Consider the following 20,124-nt stretch of genomic DNA (forward strand, 5'->3'; position numbering starts at 1 on the left):
TCATTGGCCACTGGTCACTGGTCAGGTGATTACTGGTCACTGGTCACTGGTCACTGGTCAGGTGATTAGTGGCAATACGATCGCAAATTCAGTTCCTTGTCCCAATACAGAATTCACCTCAATTTCTCCGCCGTGCTTTTCCACAACGATTTGATGCACAAGCGCTAACCCTAACCCAGTTCCCTTACCCACAGCTTTAGTGGTAAAAAGATAATCAAAGATACGCTGTTTAATTTCCTCAGTCATACCCGTACCGTTATCGGCAATCTGAATTTTTACCCACTTGTCATCTAACTGGAGTGTTTGAATCGTAATTCGGTTGGGATTAGCAGCGATATCCGTAAAACTACGCCCTTGATTTGCTTCTTCTAAAGCATCGATCGCATTCGCTAGAATATTCATAAAAACTTGGTTAAGTTGACCGGGAAAACAATTAATTATTGGTAAATCTCTATATTGAGTCACTACATCAATTGCCGGATGGTCATCGTTAGCTTTTAACCGATGTTTCAGAATCAGCAGCGTACTATCAAGCCCTTCTTGGATATTAAAAGGAACTTTGTAATCCTTATCAGCGCGGGAGAAGGTACGCAAGCTAGTGCTGATATTGTGAATGCGCTTGACACCGACTTGCATGGAACCCAAAAGTTTAGGCAGATCTTCTCGGAGATAATTTAAGTCAACAGCTTCAATTTCATGCTCAATGGTTTCACTGGGATGAGGGTACTCTTGCTGATAAAGGTCGAGTAGCTTAAATAAAGCTCTCACATAGTCTTGTGCTGGTGGTAGATTCCCAGATAAAAACCCAACAGGATTATTGATTTCGTGAGCAACACCAGCGACAAGGTTTCCTAAAGCTGACATTTTTTCCTTTTGCACGAGTTGCATCTGGGTTTGCTGGAGATTCTTTAAAGCTTGCTCTAATTCTTTGGCTTGCTGTCTGAGGGTAATTTCTACTAAATGACGTTCAATTGCAATTCGTGCTAAGTATGTTGCTTTTGCTAAGAGTTCGCGATCGTGGTTAGTTGGTTTATAGCAGAAAGGATGGTACATTGCAAAGGTTGCCAACACTGTTCCGTCTGCTGAAAGAATAGGTGTAGACCAACAGGCTTTCAAACCATAGTCCAACGCAATGTGAAATTTTGCCCACAACGGATCTGTAGCAATGTCTTCTACAATCACCGAAGCTTTATGATAAGCGGCTGTACCACAGGAACCTACCATTGGTCCAATTTCGATGCCGTCAATCTTTGCATTATACTCTTCAGGTAAACTGGGTGCTGCAGCATGCCGCAACCGTTTGCCATCTTCAACAAATAAAAAGGAACAATAGACTTCCTGTTTCGATTTCGATTCAATTAACAGGGCTAATTCTTCTAAAACAATTGCTAGAGGCTTTCCTTGAGCAATGGATTCTAAGATTTGATATTGCCCATCGGATAAAGCTAATGTCTCTTCTAGCTGTTGAACACGATCTTGTAACTCTTGGTAAAGCTTGAGAACAGTTGGTAAATCCAAAGTGTCTGAGGCGCTGCTGTTAGGGGTTGTTACTTTGTCGTCTGTCAAAGAAGTGTTAGTAACGCCTTCTGTGTCAACCAGTTTTGAAGGCAATTGCCCTGGGGTTGTTAAATCGACTGCTACATTCACGTTCATACTGACTTCTTCTCCAAACATTGGCTTCTAACAGTCAGTATGCCCTTACTCGTGTAATATATAACTTAGTATAATTACTTAACAATATTTAGTAATAAACGTCTTGGTAGTAGGGTGGGCAATGCCCACCATTCAACATTAGTGGAAGTTACCCACTGTTCAATGTTGGTTAGCAGTTCCATAATTCGACATTGGCTGGCGTTGCCCACCCTACTGTACCGTAGCCAAACACGCCCTTTCCAAATTAATACCATTCAAATTAGCACCATCTAATTCAGCACAGAGTAAATTCGCGCCTGTGAGATTTGCCCCTGCAAGATTTGCCCCTCGCAAATCGGCTTCTTCTAAATTTGCCTCACTTAACAAAGCGCCTTGCAAATCTGCACGGCTTAAATCTGCACCTTTAAGATTTGCCCCAGTTAAATTCGCACCGCGCAAATCGGCACCGCGAAAGTCAACACCCTGTAAGTTAACATTCATTAAATTCGCACCACTTAAAAAAGCACCAGCACAAGATACTTCACTCAATCTCGCCCCCATTAAGTTGGCACCTCGGAAGTTACCACCTCGCAAGTCAGCTTCTGTTAAATCTGCTTGCATCAAATTTGCTCCCATTAAGTTTGCCCGCAAGTCAGCTTGTACGAGAATTGCGCCCATTAAATTAGCGCCTTCTAAATGCCCGCCCTCAAGTTTAGAACCCGTAAAATTTACACCGACAAGGTTTGCACCAGCAAGATTAATGCGGTTTAAATCGAGATTTGATAAATCTTCGTCTTCTAAAGAAGCACCGGGTAAGTGTTTGAGTTGTCCCAAACGAATTTCTTCTATGTTCATAGAAATGCTTCCTATCCTTTCATTTTGTTACGAATTTCTTGAATGTTCCAATTAGTAAGTTTTGCAAGAGTTTGAGCTTCTCTTTCATAACGTTTCGGCAAAGACTGTTTGTATTGTCTACCCATTTCGCAGTTCATTTCACCTGTAAAAGGATGCTGCAAAATATATCGTCCTTGGAAAGATTCGCGGTTAGAGGTTTCTTGAAACATTAAGTCTTCAGGGAATTTATTGCGGGTATAACGCACGTGTAAACGGGTTATAAAAACATTATCGGACAGAATAGGAGGACGCACAACTCTAGGACGGGGTACTAGTCTATTTTCTGGTGAGACATTATCCAACCAAAATACGCCTGCTTCCTTGAGTTCTTCACGATTGAGAGGATCGGCAGAACAAGGATCGCAATTACTCATGTCCCAAGTGTATTCTAAGAAAGCTACTTTTTTATCTTCTCGCGTATAAGCAGTTTGGAACATGGATTTGTAAAAGCTACCAAATTCTTGTTTCACAAACAATGGTATATTTGCATCTGATGGAATTTTGACAGTTCGGTAATTTGTGACTTCGGCTTGTCCTTTGGGGGATAAAATGTAGACTATTAAATCTTGCTCGGTTGTTGCATTAATCATTCCCAAACGAATTGGTAGCATAAATTTAGGCGATTGATAAGAAATTTGCAATGGTCGCAAAAACTGATATCCTGTTGCTTCAAATTTATCTAAGTTGACTTTGGCAACAAAAAACTTCATTCTTTGACGGATATAAGGTTGAAGTAATTGTTTCGCCCCTCTGGGAATTTTGTATCCGTTACGATTTAACCAAGTTTCTAATCCGCCTGATTCTTTGGCACTCAGAATTACAATATCATATTCACCAACGTTAAAACGGGCTTCAACAGTCACACCTAAACTATCATTCCGTTCTCTCCTAGCAGCGCCTGTACTTCTAGGCGCTGGAACTGGTAAAGCTTCCAAGGCTTCTGGGTAATTTTGAGCGCAAGGGTTAGAGTCGAAATACTCTACCAATCGCGGCGCACTAAAAGCATCCAAACGTTCGAGAATTTTAGGGGGAGCAACTCGAACTTGGTCTTTTTGCAGTACAGTGGGTACGGGTACGACAACTGCAAAATCTTTGACTTCCCCTTGATAGTCGTTTGCCATCGTTAGAACAGTACGAGCTCCACTTCTTGCGATCGCAACTTGAGACGCTTTATTATAAAGTTTAGTATCAGCCTTAGCAACATAAAATCCACAAAAAGCCCAAGCAGGAGGCGCAAAGCTAATAGCAACTGTAATTGTTAGTAGTAATGAAATGATAAATTGATGTGGTTTCATTTAGTTGTTAGTTGTTAGTTGTCACCGACTGCTGGTCATTGGTCACTGGTCACTGGTCACTGGTCACTGGTCACTGGTCACTGACCCCTGACTTGACCAATAAAAACGTGGTGCTGACCACAAAATGTCTGTCAAGATAGTTAATGGAGCAATGGCAAATAATGCCCAAAAAACTGCTGTGGGAATGTAGAAATAATTTCGTAGAATAAAGGTTAATAATGCAATGCACGCAGCCCAAACCATGCGCCCAATTTTTGAGTTAGGAATTGAGCGAGGGTCTGTTATCATGAACAGGGCAAACAACAGCAACGACCCACTCATAAGTCGATGCCAAAAAACATCCCAAGTCCAGCCTAACCAAATATTACGAATTGCTTCTAACCCAGCATAGGTAATCAAGTAAGCTGCTGTCGTATCCCAACGACCAACTCGCTTAAGAATCATACCTCCTGTTCCAGCAAATACCAACCCATACCACCAGTCTTCTCCCCACTGTCCGGGCGAAACCCATGCATCGGGAGTTAGTGTTAAGGCAGAAATGATGCCAAAATTGGCGGGGTTAAAGAAGTGTTTGTTATCAACTTTAAAGATAAATTTGCTAGCGATCGCACTTGCTGCAGCGAAAGCCATTGTTTCCCAATGGTCAGATCTTAGCAGTAAGCTGAGTCCGAGGGAGGTAATGATGGCACTTCGGAGACTTATGGTTTGTTCTTTGGCTGACAATTGACCAATGACTAATGACAAAGACCATTGTGTTAATACACAAGTAACAATTAATACTAAAATTAACTGCGGTTGTAATGTCCAGTCTCTCGCTCTAATCCCAAGAATTAGGAATGAGGCGAGAAAAAGAATTTGATAATCGCGTATATCTTTAAACAGCATTTCCCGCTATGACGGGGATTTCTCTTAAATGGTTGTTCTTGGTTATATACCGAAATTTACTGTAATGGTGTCATTGTTACAGAATTTGTTACAGAATTAGTGACCAGATGTTGGTTGGCATTGCCCACCTTAGTTTACTGGAGGCGGAGCCTCCGCGTAGTCATTCCTAGGCGGAGCCTGGGAACTAGGGTGGCTCCGCCTGGGAACGAGGGTAAGGTGGTCACTGGTCACTGGTCACTGGTCACTGGTCACTGGTCACTGTTAACTGGTTACTGCTTACGGTTAGCTTACTATCTAACAGCCACATACTACTGCTAACTTTGGGTAGTAACTGAGGTAGATCGAGTCCTTGTTGCAAACCCATCACTAGTAAGGTTAACGTGTCTATAAGTTTCGGATCGAAACGATGCGCTTGGAGTGTTCTACATTCTTCTAGGGCTTGGGTAAAGATTTCTTCTCGGTTAATTGTGGTGGTTCTTTTCTTGTTCGCCCGCCACTGAAAATCGGCGACGAGTGCTAAAATTCTTGACTCTAAAGGAATTTCATCTCCTACCAATCCAGCAGGTTCTCCCGTTCCATCCCACCACTCGGTTTGATGTGTAATAATTTGTGCGATCGCTCTCAATCTTGGCATTCTTCGTAAGACTTGCGTACCGGGGACTAGGGGACAAGTCAGGGGACAACTGGGTGCATCTTGTTGGTATCGAGTATATGTCCCTGGAGGCAAAATACTTTCTGCTTTTTGTAGTGGATCTATACGATGCAGCCAACCTGCAAGACGCAGGCGTTTCATTTGCCATGCGGGAAGATCTAGAAGTTGCCCCATTGTTTCGGCAAGTGCCACAACTTCTGATGCTGCGTTTGGGTTTTTAATATCCGATGCATCTAGAATTTGTGCCATCCGCAAAAATGCCTGGATTTCGTTAGAAACTAAGTTGCGATCGAGTGCTTGATGGCGAGTTGTTGTATAATCTGGTAAGTCGTATTGCCCAGTTTGGAGATAATCTACGATACGGGCAGTGACCTCACTTAAGTTTTCTAGTGTGGCACAGCTGGGGTGAATGGTTTCTTGGTATGACCTAAGTTTTGTCGCTAATTCTGGATTGTATCCTTCAATGTGAGCGATCGCTAATTCTGCTGTCTCCTGTACCAATTCTGGCTCAAAAGTCCACAACCCATAGAATTTTCGTTCTATGTCAGATGCAGGTAGTCCGCTAGAACCATAATCAGCTTCCATTAACTCTTGACAAATCACCATTGCCGTGTATCCCGGCGACAGGATAATGAGATGCCATTCTTGAGCCACTGAGTCTGTTGTATTTAATGGTACTAAGCTGATATTAAGTAACTGACTGGTTGAATGTTCGGCAAACCCACTGTCCGCAGCTGCCATAATGGCAATATGACTAGCTTTTTGGGCTATATCTGCATATCTTTCCGCTTCTTGTAAGTACCACTTCCCCTGTTGGAAGGCTGTGATGACTAAGGGCTTACCCTCGTCTGCCAAGATGTGGTCTTCCAAAGCGTGACACAACGAGACTAAAGTATTTTTGTAGTAAACACCGAATTGGATTGGTCTTTTACTATATCTATGAGCTGTTTCCAGTTTTTGTAAAATTGAGCCTTCTAACATGGGATTTTAAGTTTTTCTTTACTCTCAATAGGTGCGGAAAGAGCTTCTTCTAAATCCGCACAACCGAACCTTTCTTCTAGGATTGTCATGACTTCTCGCCCAAAATCATTTGGATTGCGTTGCCATGCTTCCAAACAAACCTTACCAAAGAAGGAACCAAGAGGTTCGGGATTCCACAGAAGTTTTCTGAAATTCCATGGCATGAGACTCATAGGATTCCAACCTGGTTTGATAATTCCCTCTTTAAAACCAAACTCTTCTAAATGAGTGTGGGGTTGCAACCCGATAAAGAAGATAGCAGGTTCGACTTTATCAGCACCAAAAATCCTTTCGAGTTCCCGATGGTAAGCTATAGTTTGACGAATCGTTTCCGGACGTTCATCAATAACGTTAAACGAGTAGTTCACAGAAACTAAGTCATTAAATCCTGCTGCTTTTAAATCCCGGCAGTTTTGCAAGACTGTTCGCAAGTTGTAACCCATCCGCATTTTGCGAACCAGTTCTTGAGAACCACTGGTAATCCCAATCTCAAAGTAGTTCATACCAGTTTTCACCATCAACTCAGACATTTTTGGTGTCAAGTTGTCGGCGCGGATGTACGCCGCCCAATGTATATCCGTCATGCCAGAATCAACAATTTTCTGTAGGAGTTCCTCAGCATCGTCGATAAATTTCCTAGCTGGGATAAACTGGGCGTCTGTAAACCAGAAGTTACGTATACCGCGATCGTATAGCTGGCGCATCTCCGCCACCACCTCATCAGCTGGGTTGATACGAACCTGTTTTCCTTCAACAACGGTGTAAACACAATAGCAACAGTTGTGGGGACAACCGCGTTTGGTTTGTACGCCAATGTAAAAGTCAGCTTCTTGAAGATAGTAACTAAACTCTGGCCAAATACTTTCTATATAGTCGTAGTTACAAGCCGTTTTCTCCAATGGAGTCGGTTGTTCGTGGATCAGACGCGGGCGTGGTTGTGTCTCTCCCACCACATAACAACGTTCATCTCGAATATCTCTACCACTTAAAAGTTTTTCAAGCAGAGTTTCCCCTTCTCCCACAGAAACAATTGTCCCATTCGGCAAGCTTGTTTTCAGTTGTTCGTAAAATACACTGACTGCACCGCCGCCAACTACAAGGCGAGTATCTCGATTGTATTGTCGAGCGCGTTTTAATCCACGCTTGATTAAATCTAAGTTACGCCACAGTTCGGTGTAATAACTGACAAGCATCCGCAAGCTGCCCAATGCCCCATGTAATTTTACAAAGGGATTCATTGAATAAAAGAATTCAAAAGAATACTGCAATGGGTTACCGCCACGCCCACCAACAGGAGCATAAATTTGGATATCTCTCCAGGAAAATACGAGCAGTGTTGGTTTAAATTCATCAATACACCGATCTAGGGCGGTGGTATAATCTATGGGTGGCACTGTTCCTAAATCAAAAATTTTCTGCTCGATACTAGGGAACAGTTTGTGTACGTGGTCTGAAAGATAGACAACCCCAATAGGAAAGATAGGGTTACACGGAAGGCGGACGTAAAGAATTCGGTTTTCCATCACAGGTGTCTTGGCTTTCATATTGCCTTTGATTGGGGACACAGCACGAGTACAATTCACCAGAAGTAAGAAGGAGAGAAGCCACTGTAGTGGTTGCCTCATTTCTGTCGGCTTGTACTAGTAAGACGGCTTCTATAGAAGTTTTGTTATGTTTTGTGTCCTCTCTCTCATTTTACTTGACATTTTCACTTCTATTCTCATCTTGTTGAATTGTTTTGCTTCTTAGAGGATAGGGAGTAGGGAACGGTGGTTTTTAGATCCCATGACATATGGTGGGCTTTAGCCCTACCTACGGTAGTTAAAATTTTTGAGGAATAATTTAAAAGTGGTATACCCTTCCTATTTATTTAGAGAAAAAGAAATTAATACATTATTCAAACGTCCTACTTTTCATTACAGGAATTTACTAACTACTGGTCACTGGTTATTGGTTACAAAATATTTTCATATCTTTACAATAGTATCCCGGCTTGTTTAAGAAATACAACGCTCCACAGTAATAACTTCTAGATTTCAGCTAAAAAACAGACAATTGAAGCATTGATAGATTGAATTTTTAAGAAATACGGAGAGTGTATTTGCTTGCGTATAATGTAGAATTGCATAAAAGGCATAAATTTTTACAAATTTTTCATATCTCCGGCATACCTTAAGGTAGAAATCGTGTGTAAAAGTTCATATGGTAGTCGGAGTTACAACATATGGGGATCAATAAGTGTTAGCTTTATATGATGTAATATAAAATAGTGGCGTAAATAAAGCTCCTCAGCAGTTATGGCTCAAATATTAGATCCTCTACCACCCGAGCAATCGGCTACACTTTTCTGCTGTTACGTGAATGCCACGAGTAAAATACAAGTGGCACGCATTTCAGATATTCCTAATTGGTACTTTGAAAGAGTCGTTTTTCCCGGACAACGATTAGTGTTTGAAGCACCCAGGGAAGCTCATCTAGAGATTCACACGGGTATGATGGCTAGTGCAATTTTATCGGATAAAATTCCGTGCGATCGCCTTGTCATTAGTGAACCTAATAACTATGAGTTAGCAAACAACTCTCAATCAGAAATAGATCCTTTTCATAAAAAACCAATTGTTCAACCCATTCATACAAAAACTGGAGATTCTATCAAATCTCGAAATGTCGCTGGTTTAGTATCTGTCGATTAAGAAAACAAATTTGCTTAGTTTGAGGGTTGCTGTACTCAGCAGCCCTTTTATTTTTGTAAGTAGGGATTGGGGATTGGCGATTGGCGATTGGGAAATGGAACAGCAATTCAATTAGTTAGTGCTATCTCTTCCTGTCTCCAATTCCTAGTCCCTAGTCCCTAGTCCCTAGTCCCCAGTCCCCAATCCCCAACTATGGATCTACCTTCTTTTGTCTGGTTATGGAAAATAGCAGCATGGTCGATGGGCTTGTCCTTGTTGGCTTACGTGCTGCTAGCATTTACAGGAGTTTGGATGTTTTTTAGCAGAACATCGGAACGTCTTCCTTTTATCTTTCAGGGTTCCACAGATAATAAGGATCTACGCGCTCTTCATTTGCTTATCGGCAGTTGTATGGTAAGTTTAGTACTGCTACTGTTACTCATTGGTATCATTGGGACTCTCGGTCACTTCGGTTCTTTGGGTCATTCTCCACATCTTTATGCAGGCGCGATCGCAGTTTTACTCGTTTTACTTTCCGCCAGTAGTGCTTTGCTGATTAATACCAAGCGTCCTTGGGCTAAGAGCCTTCATGTTGGAACAAATATCATGCTATTATTTGCTTTTATCTGGGTATCGCTAACGGGATGGAGTATAGTACAAAAGTATTTACCTTAGTCTTTGACTGCTTTTTGAAAGCATATGACTAAAACGAGCATTTTTGGTTAGTGTGGGATTAGGAGTGTTATAGCAACCCAAATCCAAAAATGGAATCATCCTCTACTTTTCGTCTCTCACCTTTAATTAGAATTACTCTTTTATCTTTATACGTAGCGCTGACCGCACCATTACCTTTCTTAGCGCAAGTGACAAACGCGCCCGTAGCACCAGTGTTGCTGTGGGTAGGGATTGCTATCGGGTTGATAGCGTTGTATGCAGCATTAAGCGAACGGGTGATTGTGGATGACCGAGGAATTCAGGTAACTTATCCTAAATGGGTACCGCGTTTTTTCCGCAAAGGATGGTCTTTACCTTGGGCTGAGGTTAAAAGTTTAAAACCCCGAACTACGGGACAGGGTGGATTAGTTTACTATTTTCTTTCTGAGGATGGGAAGGCATACTTACTTCCCATGCGAATCGTAGGATTTGCCCGTTTAGTTCAAATTGTTCAAGAAAAAACAGGGATAGATACGGCAGATGTCTATCCTTTGGCTCAACCTTGGATGTATTTAATTTTATTAGGATTTACACTGCTGCTACTCTTAGTTGATGCCTGGACAATTACTACAGCCGTTGCTGGAGTTGGCATACAATAAAGTCTGGAGTGGGCTGTCAACTAACATGGCTCAATTACAAGACCTGTAGCTTTTGTGGCATGGGCGTCCTCGCTCGTGCATTAGAAAAGGCAGGCGAGGATGGTTAAAGTTGAAAATTCAGCAAGATTCGCAAATGGGACAACCTACTCCCAAAGCACTACTACGCTTAGAAAAAGTTAGCTTGTTTGCTAGTTTAAAAACTCAGAAGAAAGGCGAACAGTTAGGCTACCCTATACTACAGGATATTTCTTTTGAGGTATTTGAAGGCGATCGCATAGCGATTACTGGTTCTTCCGGTGCAGGCAAAACATATTTGTTACGAGTGTTAAACCGTTTAAGTGAATACTCAAGTGGCAAAATCTATCTAGAGGAGCGAGAATATCGTCAAATTCCTGTCTTGCAACTTCGTTCGTCAGTTACATTAGTTCCACAAGAAGCTAAACTCTTGGGGATGACAGTAACAGAGGCGTTGGAGTATCCTCTCGTTTTACGAGGTTTACCAAAACAGACCATTCAACAACGTGTCACTCATTGGATAGAACAGTTACAAATTCCAGATGATTGGTTGGGACGGACAGAGGTACAACTTTCCGCCGGACAAAGACAACTCGTAACAATTGCCCGTGGTTTAGTCATTCAACCAAAAATCTTGTTATTAGACGAACCAACATCAGCCCTCGATGCGGACAAAGCAGAACATGTGGTAAAAGTGTTATGCCAGCTTGCTCAAAACCAGCAAACAACAATACTCATGGTCAATCATCAATTGGATGTATGCCAAGAGTTTTGCACGTGCTTGCTATATTTACAGCAAGGTCGCTTGATTTGCAATCAAAAACAACCCGATATAAATTGGGCTAATGTAAAAGAGAATTTAACAATAGCCAAAGCTCAAGATGAGTTTGAATTTTAGTCACTGTATGGATTGTTGGGTTTCGTTCCTCAACCCAACCTACTAACCACTAACCGTTGACCGTTGTTGATTGTGAAATCTTTCCTTAGGTATTTTGGTTGTTGATTGTGAAGTATTAGAGTTAAGAACTTCCATATTAAATCTGTAGCCAACATTACGGATAGTTTGAATTAAACTGGGTTGACGCGGATCTAATTCCACTTTCTTCCTCAAGGATAAAACGTGTGTATCTATGGTGCGAGGGTTATCGATGGCATCTGGCCAAGCACGACGCAAAAGTTCTGACCGACTTAAAGGTACACCTCCAGCTTGCGCTAAAACATAAAGCAAACTAAATTCTTGTGGTGTTAAGTCAATGAACTCTCCCTGGTAACGAACTCGACGCTGTACCAGGTCAATTTGCAAAGCGCCATAATCCAGGTAAGCAGGTGCAACAGGCGTGCGTTTTCGACGAATGAGTGCTTCCACTCTTGCCAAAAATTCTTGCATTCCAAAAGGTTTGCTGAGATAATCATCTGCCCCTGCTTTTAACCCAGCAACTATGTCAGCCTCATTACTTCTCGCCGATAGCATGAGAATTAAAGGTTGCTGCTGACGGTGCAACCAACGACAAAATTCAATCCCATCTCCATCAGGTAAATCAGCATCAAGAATAACTAGTGTTGGCTGATGGCTTAAGAATACTTCCCTAGCTTGATATATACTTGCAGCTTGATGCACCCGATAGTCCAGTTGTTGCAAGTGCCAGCCTAGCAATGACCTCAGATGGGGATTTCCCTCAACGATTTCAATACAAACCGAACCCACGGTGGCAAGACCCCTCATTATGTATGACTTTCAAGGTAACAAAGCATATGTGTTAGGTTTTGTAACCCTTGTTACTTCAGTCGCTATTAGCTTCAAATTTACCAATACTTATACGGGTAAGGTGTCTAATCAATGCCTGATTTCAAGCCAAATTAGTAATATTCTTAAATTTTTGTTAGACTTGTTAAAATTACTTTTTGTTAAATAGCCTGCTATGGATAGAGTGTTGCTTACCGATGTTGCGATCGCAATTAATCGCAAAGAATCCCCTGCTGATGTACTCTACCCCTAATATGAGTCGCGCTATCGTTGCGAGAAATATAACAATAACTTACCACTCAACCCTATTCCTCAAATTATGGAATAGGATCTAGATAATTTGTAGATAGCTCTTGGGATTTTCCCCAAAGAGGAAGATATCAATATCGGTTCGCTAATGCAAAACTAGACGTGAGACTTCACATCTGGTTCTAGATCGACTACAATTTTTTTCCAAGCAGATTTCAACAGCCGTTATGCTCCAAGACACACAAACCATTCGCTATTACCAAAGACTGACTGACGCCTTCGTCGAGCTATGGAATCGCGGTTATCGCATGGATGATATGCGGATGTATTTGGATGGCTATCTAGCCGCGCTGCGTCACAGTAATGCCATTGAACCATATCTGATTCATCGCTTAGAGGAGGAAGCAAGTCGCTACTTACACGATATATCGAACTTTACAATGACACAAACACAACCCCTGCCTGATTACTACTAAAACCCAATACAGAGTTTCGTAGTTATATCAAATCAACGCAGATGATTATAGCATATTATCTGCTTTGTTACAACTTGGTAGTGACTCAAAATTTTAGAGAAGTTTTTTTAGCCTAATTTAGCCCCTTAGCAAACCTGTACTATAACAATCTGCTGAGGGGATTTTGGATTAATCGATTTTGGATGCGTGGATGCGTGGATGCGTGGATGGGTGGATTGGGGAGATAAGTACAGAATAGACTCACTTCTCATCTCCCCACTGCCTACCCCCCTAATCCCTATTGGCTTCTACGATGCTAATGCGACTTCTACCATTTGCTGTAACTCGCCTTTTTGGTAAAGTTCGAGTAAGATGTCCGAACCACCGACAAACTCTCCATTGATATAGACTTGAGGGATTGTTGGCCAATTGGAGTATTCCTTAATGCCTTGGCGAATTTCGTACTCGTCCAAGACATTCACTGTTTCAAAAGGAACACCTAACGTATTCAGTATTTGAACGACATTGTTAGAGAAACCGCACATGGGCATGAGTTTGGTTCCTTTCATGAACACCAAAATTTTGTTTTGGTTTACTAATGTATCAAGTTGTTCTTTGAGTTCTGGAGTCATTGTTTTTGTACTTATCCTAAATATAATTAATCAGTGACCAGTGACCAGTGACCAGTGACCAGTAACTATTGACTATTTTGCCAAGTCTCTGGAGTAAAAGTTTTAAGTGCTAGGGCGTGGATAGCTTCAGTAGACATAGCCTGCCGTACTGCACCATAAACTAACTGGTGTTGTTGTACTAGTCCCTTACCAGCAAACTGCGATGACACGACAGTAACTTGATAATGGTCACCGCCTCCAGTCAAGTCTTGCACTTGAACTACGGCATCTGGCAGTTCAGCCTTAATCATTTCCTCAACTTGCTGCGGACTAATCATCGCGTTTATAAGAACCTTACTTTATTTAATCTTCCTATTATGGATTTTAACTGCTTGGACTGATATTTTTTGGAAGGGTTGGCGAATATAATTCTATTCGCCAAAACTGTTTCGATCGCGAGTGTGTTCTTCGTGGTCTGGATGGGACTATTTTTTAGCTGGGGAAGGAGTAGAAGAGGTTGCACCACCACCTCGCGCTGGAGTGTCTACAAAACCTAACTCCAATAATTGCTGATAAGCTTTTTTACCTAAATCCCGTGTAGGGTTTTGACTTTTAATAATTTGAATCAGTAACGGTACTGCTAATTCTGGTTTATTTTGTGCGCGATGTACGAGTGCAAGCTGGTAGGTTGCTTCATCTCTCATTTGAGCTGTTTCTAGCGCCTTTTTGCGTTGAGTATCAGCCACTCTGTTATCAATTCCTGAGAAGCTAGAGTTCAAATCCTGATAAAAATTGGATAGCTGATTAAAAACAATTCTGGCTTCTTGAAGTTTTTTAGCGGCTGTATCATAATTTTGGGATGAGACGGCATTACTTGCTTCTGTCATCAGACGCTTCCCTCCGTCAATACTTAATAAGCTGTTGTTTTGCCCTGTTGGACGAAGGGTATTGGGATCGTTGGGATCGATTGGTTGAACTTGGTTGGAACTCCCTGGAAGTTGTACTTGAGCAGCAACGGGTGATAGCAAGCAAAAAGCTAGCACCCCTGCTAGAGAAGTGAGGCGAATTAAAGGAACATGGAGAAAAAATTTCATGGGGGTAAAGTGGAGTACTAACTCAAGAAAATACTTATTGAAACTTCGGGTATCTTAACTCTGTTTTGTACTTTCACAAAGTAAAGCTATATGTTAAGTCTCTTTGTTTTAGACTGAAAATCAATAAAATCGAGTTCCCACCGTACTAGTACTACCATTTACCAATCTGACCTTAGCCATCAGCCATTAGCAATTTCCGCAAATGGGTGTTGCATTTATTTACTGGTCACTGGTCACTGGTCACTGGTCACTAACATTAGCCATTCGCAATTTCCGCAAATCTGTGTTGGGTAAGTTCTGCTTCTTGATGACTCAATTTTTGAAGTGCTTTTGTTAAATCGGTGGTGAGGCGTTTAGCTTCTTTTTTAACAGAATCACTAGTGTAATGTGCTACTTCTAGCGGGGAACCTATGTGAATAGTTACATCTGTACCCCAACTGGGACAAGGCTGGCTGTAGTGAATGGCAATAGGTACGATTTTAACACCGAGATTGCGTTCGCCCTTGGCGCAAGCCGTACCCGGCTTATCGCCCGATTCAGCACTTAAAGCCAAACGAGAAATTCCTGGTTTTAGAGGATGTACCTCGTCATCGCGGAAAATTCCACCTTCTGGAAAAATCACGACAGCTTCTCCATTCTGAAGAAGATTAACCCCGTGACGGAGAGTTGAAATTGACGGGCGTTGAGGATCGACAGGAAAACCGCCCATACGTCGAACAAACCAGCCTTGAAGACCTTGACACTCACTAATCGTGACCATGAAGCGTAAATCTCGACCTGTAACGCAACGACCAGCGACATAAGGGATAAGTAGAGCATCCCACCGCGCCCGATGAGTTGGGGCGAGGATAACAGGACCTGTTTTAGGAAGATTTTCTTGTCCGGTAATTTTAATCCGTCCAAAGAAAAGTGGCATGAGAAAATGCCGTCCCAGTAAATACATGAGTGGGCTTAGCCAAGGACAAACCCGAGAGGTAGTAGAATGAGCCACCATGAGGTTTGCTGGCATAGTATCTGATGTGTTACGAGATGAATCAAAGGCAGAGTGTTGCTCAATCATGACGGTGGCTACTAACTGTTAGGTAAAATGCGCTTAAAACTCTTACTAGATACACCGTAGATTTTCTTCCGTGACTTGAGTAGTACCAATTGGACAGTTTTACCTCTGTCCTTTAGTTAGAAACTCGTCGCCGATTAGCAAACCACACTTGCAACTGATGACGACAGTTAGATTCTAGAATACCTCCAACGACGTGCAATCGGTGATTAGAAACCGCACTATCGGGTATGTTACTAACAGTACGAATTGCTCCAGTTTTTGGATCGTCAACTCCGTATACCAAAAGACCTACACGCGCCTGAACTATCGCACCAGCACACATAGGACAAGGTTCTAAAGTCACGTATAGAGTGCATTGATTAAGACGCCAAGTTTGTAACTTTTGAGATGCTTCCCTAATAGCAAGAATTTCTGCATGAGCGGTCGGGTCTTTATAGCGCTCCTTTTTGTTCTCACCTTCTGCAATTAAATTCCCTGATGAATCAATAATAACAGCACCTACTGGTATTTCATCAGCATCACCTGCTACCTGTGCCAGATGTAAAGCGCGACTCATCCATTTTTTGTGCGTTAAATAATCTGAATATTTAATTAACACGAGTCATTTGTCACTGGTCACTGGTCACTGGTCACTAGTCACTGGTGAGTCCAGTCCTGCAGGCGGGTCTCCCGCCGTAGGGAACTGGCGAACCCGGAGGGTCACTGTTATCCACTAACTAAATTAAACTCAAACTTTCCAACAGGACGGTTATTGACAAAAACTTCTATAGTGTGCTTCCCAGGAGGATCTCCTGGTGCAACAGTCCACGTATTACCAATAACACCATCTTTGGTGTATACAGTACGCTGCGTTGTTGCTTGTGTTTTGTCTGGCGACACTGAAAATTCAGCACTAGTAGGAGGACCCCAACTTTGTGCTGCTTTTGGCAATTGATAAACTTCGCGCCACGTCACTTGACCTTGATAGCCCTTAAGTTGTATGCGCCATCCATAAGCCGTGTCGTTTTTTAATAGCACTTTGTTAGTAGGTTTCAAAGAAACTTTGTAATCTTGAGGGTTGACGTTGACAATGCCAAATTCTGCTTTGGCAACAGCCAACTTGGAATTAGATTGAGAGTTTTGTTGAATTGCCTGTTGTGTTCCAGTGAAAATTTGAGAAGGATCTTCAGCACAAGCTGGTATCAAAAGCAATACCGCGATCGCTGACGCAATTTTCAAGATTTTTGCTTGCATAATTTCTCCTTATCTCTTAAGTCACTGCATCCACGTCTGTAATTCTACCAAGACTCGTGGCTTTATAATGTTACAGGTTGAGCAAGCATTGCATCCAATTGCCCTTTTGTATCCAACTCATAAACGTCATCACAACCACCAACGTGTCGATCGTTGATAAAAATTTGTGGTACTGTACGGCGTCCGTTAGCACGTTCTGCCATTTTTGCTCTAGCCGTTTCATCCCCATCAATCTTGTATTCCGTAAAGTTGACACCTTTCCACCACAAAAGTAATTTGGCTCTGATACAATACGGGCAGATTTGCCAAGTATAGATTTCTACATTTGCTTTGATAGATTCTGGATGGCGACCTAAAAGAGAATTAATAAAGTTCACCATTGTGTACGCTCAACTATGTTTCCTGTATGGTATCACCAGTAAACAGTGACCAGTGACCAGTGACCAGTGACCAGTGAAACACAAGTAGGGTGGGCATTGCCCACCATTAAAGCTTTAGTTGTGGGCAATGCCCACCCTACAGTGCTTAAGTTTTTTACGAATGATTTACGCTCGCCATATTACCTGCGAACAGTCACAAGTTAAAATTTTTACATTTTTAATAAAAAAAACATTTTAACGGAGTGGATGGATTTGCTTTGATGGTACTGGTATCTCGTAGGTTATAACACGTAAAGAGATCCTCCCTAATAAGTAACAACACTTATAAAATATAGGAGAATTTGCTTTCAAAAATTACCAGTAATCACTAACAACTAACCACTAACGCCACTTTAGAAGCAAAACTTAACATAGACGTAAGTTGATACTATTTTCCATAGGTATCCGCCGTTTGGTAGACTTGAAAACTGAACATAGATTTTACAGAACAACGTAATACCAAGCAATTGAGAGGGCAGAGTTTGTGGAAAATACACTTGGGTTAGAAATCATTGAGGTTGTTGAGCAAGCCGCTATTGCCTCCTCCCGTTGGATGGGGAAAGGCGAGAAGAATACTGCTGACCAAGTGGCTGTAGAAGCTATGCGGGAACGGATGAACAAAATTTATATGCGCGGACGCATCGTTATAGGCGAAGGCGAACGCGATGAAGCTCCCATGCTTTACATTGGAGAAGAAGTTGGTATCTGTACTCGTGAGGATGCTAAAAGTTATTGTAATCCCGATGAATTGATTGAAATAGACATTGCTGTTGACCCATGCGAAGGCACTAACTTAGTTGCTTACGGTCAAAACGGCTCTATGGCAGTGTTGGCAATTTCTGAAAAAGGCGGTTTATTTGCCGCGCCTGACTTCTACATGAGGAAGTTAGCAGCGCCATCTCGAGCTCGCGGTCGAGTTGATATTAACAAGTCTGCCAGTGAGAACCTCAAAATCCTATCCGAGTGCTTAGAACGTTCCGTAGAGGAATTGGTAGTGGTCGTTATGGATCGTCCCCGTCATAAGGAACTCATTCAAGAAATTCGTCAAGTAGGGGCTAGAGTCAGACTGATTAGCGATGGTGACGTTTCTGCTGCCATTTCTTGCGCCTTCGAGGGAACTAACATTCATGCTCTCATGGGTATTGGGGCTGCGCCTGAAGGAGTGATTTCCGCTGCTGCTTTACGTTGTTTGGGTGGGCATTTCCAAGGACAACTGATTTACGATCCAGAAGTCGTAAAAACTGGTTTGATTGGAGAAAGTCGAGAAGGTAACATTGCACGACTCAATGAAATGGGTATTACAGACCCAGATCGAGTTTACAATGCTGATGAATTGGCTTCTGGTCAAACCGTGCTGTTTGCTGCTTGCGGTATTACCCCAGGAACTCTTATGGAGGGTGTTCGCTTCTTCCACGGTGGTGCTAGGACTCAAAGCTTAGTTATTTCCAGCCAGTCCCGCACTGCTCGGTTTGTCGATACAGTCCATTTGTTTGATGAGCCAAAAACTTTGCAGTTGAGATAGTTATTAGTTAGTGGTTAGTAGTTAGTAGTTAGTAGAAAATTCTATTAACGATACCAATCTTATCTGATTTGTGAAAAAATCTCAGTACTGTAGGTAGGGCTAATGCCCACCACATGATATTTTTGGTGGGCATTAGCCCTACCTACGTGCATTTTATAAATCAAATAAGATACTACCTACTAACAACTAACAACTAACAACTAACCATTAACAAAGATAACAAAAAGTACATAAAAAATGACAACTATGCATATAGCGGTAGTGGGGTTAAGCCACAAAACAGCCCCTGTTGAAGTTCGGGAAAAGTTGAGTATTCCAGAACCACAAATTGAAGGCGCAACAGGTCAGTTGCTCAGCTATCCCCATATTGAAGAAGTCGCAATACTAAGCACTTGTAATCGTCTAGAAATCTATGTAGTTACCCAAGAAACAGAACAGGGTATTCGTGAGGTCACTCAATTTCTCTCCGAACATAGTAAATTGCCAATCCCTTCTTTACGCCAACATTTGTTTGTGTTGCTACATCAAGATGCTGTGATGCATTTACTACGTGTTGCAGCCGGATTGGATAGTCTCGTCCTTGGAGAAGGTCAAATTCTGGCTCAGGTAAAAAATACTCACAAACTGGGACAGCAATATCAAAGTATTAAAATAATTTTGAATCGATTATTTAAACAATCCTTGACTGCAGGAAAGCGCGTTCGTAGCGAAACAAGTATTGGTACGGGAGCGGTTTCCATTAGTTCGGCGGCTGTTGAACTAGCACAAATGAAATTGGACAACTTAGCCGCTTGTCAAGTAGCAATTCTTGGTGCTGGTAAAATGTCGCGGTTGCTGGTACAACACTTGTTGTCTAAAGGAACTGACAAAATTTGTATTTTAAATCGCTCTCTCGAACGTGCTAAGGAATTGGCAAAGCAGTTTCCTGAAGAATCTATTAGAACTTGCTTGCTTTCAGAAATGACAGCGGTGATTTCCGAATGCGATTTAGTGTTTACAAGTACGTCGGCAACAGAACCGATTCTCGACCGTGCTAAGCTAGAGATGGTTTTAGAACCCAGTCGTGGTTTGATGCTAATTGATATTTCTGTACCTCGCAATGTCCATGCAAATGTTAATGAAATGACGAACGTACAGGCATTTAATGTGGATGATTTGAAGGCAGTTGTGGCACAAAACCAAGAAAGTCGCCGCCGAATCGCTCAAGAAGCAGAGGGATTGTTGGAAGAAGAATCAGAAGCTTTTGATGTTTGGTTGCGATCGCTCGAAACAGTGACAACTATCAGTAGTTTGCGTGATAAAATCGAGACAATTCGCGAACAAGAGTTAGAAAAAGCTTTGTCGAGATTGGGTTCGGAA

The 20,124-nt window shown here is 42.0% G+C and carries 22 protein-coding genes; 8 read left to right on the top strand and 14 right to left on the bottom strand.

All coding sequences use genetic code 11. The features are described from left to right. Positions 1–57: 57 nt before the first annotated feature. From ACKTT2_RS11710 to ACKTT2_RS11735, 6 genes are all read right to left on the bottom strand, one after another. The gene (locus ACKTT2_RS11710; RefSeq protein WP_407886890.1) at positions 58–1,653 is read right to left on the bottom strand and encodes a sensor histidine kinase; all 1,596 of its coding nucleotides are present in this window, start codon (positions 1,651–1,653) and stop codon (positions 58–60) included. Positions 1,654–1,863: 210 nt separating this feature from the next. Then, positions 1,864–2,487, bottom strand: a complete 624-nt coding sequence (locus ACKTT2_RS11715; RefSeq protein ID WP_407886892.1) for a pentapeptide repeat-containing protein — start codon at positions 2,485–2,487, stop codon at positions 1,864–1,866. 11 nt (positions 2,488–2,498) lie between these two features. Further along, entirely contained in the window at positions 2,499–3,821 is a 1,323-nt protein-coding gene (locus ACKTT2_RS11720; RefSeq protein ID WP_407886894.1) for a DUF2330 domain-containing protein, read from the bottom strand. Positions 3,822–3,884: 63 nt separating this feature from the next. Further along, positions 3,885–4,706: an RnfABCDGE type electron transport complex subunit D gene (locus ACKTT2_RS11725; RefSeq protein WP_407886896.1), complete on the bottom strand. Its 822-nt coding sequence runs from the start codon at positions 4,704–4,706 to the stop codon at positions 3,885–3,887. A 241-nt stretch (positions 4,707–4,947) separates the two neighbouring features. After that, complete coding sequence (locus ACKTT2_RS11730; protein ID WP_407886899.1) at positions 4,948–6,339, bottom strand: DICT sensory domain-containing protein; 1,392 nt, start codon at positions 6,337–6,339, stop codon at positions 4,948–4,950. Next, positions 6,333–7,922 carry a photosystem II high light acclimation radical SAM protein gene (locus tag ACKTT2_RS11735; protein WP_407886930.1) on the bottom strand — a complete coding sequence of 530 codons (1,590 nt, stop codon included), beginning with the start codon at positions 7,920–7,922 and terminating at the stop codon, positions 6,333–6,335. Before ACKTT2_RS11735 ends, ACKTT2_RS11730 begins: the two co-directional genes overlap by 7 nt. 753 nt (positions 7,923–8,675) lie before the next feature. Between ACKTT2_RS11735 and ACKTT2_RS11740 the strand changes: the two genes are divergently transcribed. From ACKTT2_RS11740 to ACKTT2_RS11755, 4 genes are all read left to right on the top strand, one after another. After that, positions 8,676–9,071, top strand: coding sequence for a DUF1830 domain-containing protein (locus ACKTT2_RS11740; RefSeq protein WP_407886901.1), 396 nt, complete (start codon positions 8,676–8,678; stop codon positions 9,069–9,071). Positions 9,072–9,263: 192 nt separating this feature from the next. Further along, on the top strand, positions 9,264–9,725 hold the full coding sequence (locus tag ACKTT2_RS11745; RefSeq protein ID WP_407886903.1) for a DUF4079 domain-containing protein: 462 nt from the start codon (positions 9,264–9,266) through the stop codon (positions 9,723–9,725). A gap of 89 nt (positions 9,726–9,814) precedes the next feature. After that, on the top strand, positions 9,815–10,363 hold the full coding sequence (locus ACKTT2_RS11750) for a hypothetical protein (RefSeq protein WP_407886905.1): 549 nt from the start codon (positions 9,815–9,817) through the stop codon (positions 10,361–10,363). A gap of 133 nt (positions 10,364–10,496) precedes the next feature. Beyond that, complete coding sequence (locus ACKTT2_RS11755) at positions 10,497–11,276, top strand: ABC transporter ATP-binding protein (protein WP_407886932.1); 780 nt, start codon at positions 10,497–10,499, stop codon at positions 11,274–11,276. A gap of 42 nt (positions 11,277–11,318) precedes the next feature. Here ACKTT2_RS11755 and ACKTT2_RS11760 read toward each other — a convergent pair whose 3' ends face one another. Then, positions 11,319–12,083 carry a response regulator transcription factor gene (locus tag ACKTT2_RS11760; RefSeq protein WP_407886934.1) on the bottom strand — a complete coding sequence of 255 codons (765 nt, stop codon included), beginning with the start codon at positions 12,081–12,083 and terminating at the stop codon, positions 11,319–11,321. A gap of 515 nt (positions 12,084–12,598) precedes the next feature. On the opposite strand from ACKTT2_RS11760, the gene ACKTT2_RS11765 reads away from it, so the two are divergent. Beyond that, complete coding sequence (locus tag ACKTT2_RS11765; protein ID WP_407886907.1) at positions 12,599–12,847, top strand: DUF6761 family protein; 249 nt, start codon at positions 12,599–12,601, stop codon at positions 12,845–12,847. 287 nt (positions 12,848–13,134) lie between these two features. Here the strand turns inward: ACKTT2_RS11765 and grxD are convergent, their stop codons facing one another. From grxD to grxC, 7 genes are all read right to left on the bottom strand, one after another. Further along, the gene (gene grxD, locus ACKTT2_RS11770; RefSeq protein ID WP_407886909.1) at positions 13,135–13,458 is read right to left on the bottom strand and encodes a Grx4 family monothiol glutaredoxin; all 324 of its coding nucleotides are present in this window, start codon (positions 13,456–13,458) and stop codon (positions 13,135–13,137) included. Positions 13,459–13,523: 65 nt separating this feature from the next. Beyond that, positions 13,524–13,775 (bottom strand): BolA family protein, encoded by a 252-nt coding sequence (locus tag ACKTT2_RS11775; protein WP_407886911.1) that lies wholly within the window; start codon positions 13,773–13,775, stop codon positions 13,524–13,526. 147 nt (positions 13,776–13,922) lie between these two features. After that, positions 13,923–14,531 (bottom strand): hypothetical protein, encoded by a 609-nt coding sequence (locus tag ACKTT2_RS11780; RefSeq protein ID WP_407886913.1) that lies wholly within the window; start codon positions 14,529–14,531, stop codon positions 13,923–13,925. A 256-nt stretch (positions 14,532–14,787) separates the two neighbouring features. After that, positions 14,788–15,591: a lysophospholipid acyltransferase family protein gene (locus tag ACKTT2_RS11785; RefSeq protein ID WP_407886915.1), complete on the bottom strand. Its 804-nt coding sequence runs from the start codon at positions 15,589–15,591 to the stop codon at positions 14,788–14,790. 112 nt (positions 15,592–15,703) lie between these two features. After that, complete coding sequence (tadA, locus tag ACKTT2_RS11790) at positions 15,704–16,189, bottom strand: tRNA adenosine(34) deaminase TadA (protein WP_407886917.1); 486 nt, start codon at positions 16,187–16,189, stop codon at positions 15,704–15,706. Between the two features lie 107 nt (positions 16,190–16,296). Continuing rightward, the gene (locus ACKTT2_RS11795) at positions 16,297–16,824 is read right to left on the bottom strand and encodes a PM0630 family protein (RefSeq protein WP_407886919.1); all 528 of its coding nucleotides are present in this window, start codon (positions 16,822–16,824) and stop codon (positions 16,297–16,299) included. A gap of 62 nt (positions 16,825–16,886) precedes the next feature. Continuing rightward, positions 16,887–17,204: a glutaredoxin 3 gene (grxC, locus tag ACKTT2_RS11800; protein WP_407886921.1), complete on the bottom strand. Its 318-nt coding sequence runs from the start codon at positions 17,202–17,204 to the stop codon at positions 16,887–16,889. Between the two features lie 66 nt (positions 17,205–17,270). Between grxC and ACKTT2_RS11805 the strand changes: the two genes are divergently transcribed. The 3 genes from ACKTT2_RS11805 to ACKTT2_RS11815 all read left to right on the top strand — a co-directional run. Then, the gene (locus tag ACKTT2_RS11805) at positions 17,271–17,408 is read left to right on the top strand and encodes a hypothetical protein (RefSeq protein WP_407886922.1); all 138 of its coding nucleotides are present in this window, start codon (positions 17,271–17,273) and stop codon (positions 17,406–17,408) included. A 319-nt stretch (positions 17,409–17,727) separates the two neighbouring features. Continuing rightward, complete coding sequence (gene glpX, locus ACKTT2_RS11810; RefSeq protein WP_407886924.1) at positions 17,728–18,765, top strand: class II fructose-bisphosphatase; 1,038 nt, start codon at positions 17,728–17,730, stop codon at positions 18,763–18,765. 246 nt (positions 18,766–19,011) lie between these two features. After that, positions 19,012–20,124: glutamyl-tRNA reductase (locus tag ACKTT2_RS11815; RefSeq protein WP_407886936.1), on the top strand; the 1,113-nt coding region annotated here is incomplete at its 3' end.

The sequence above is a fragment of the Scytonema hankhaensis NUACC26 genome (assembly GCF_045865695.1).
Taxonomy (GTDB): Bacteria; Cyanobacteriota; Cyanobacteriia; order Cyanobacteriales; family Nostocaceae; genus Scytonema.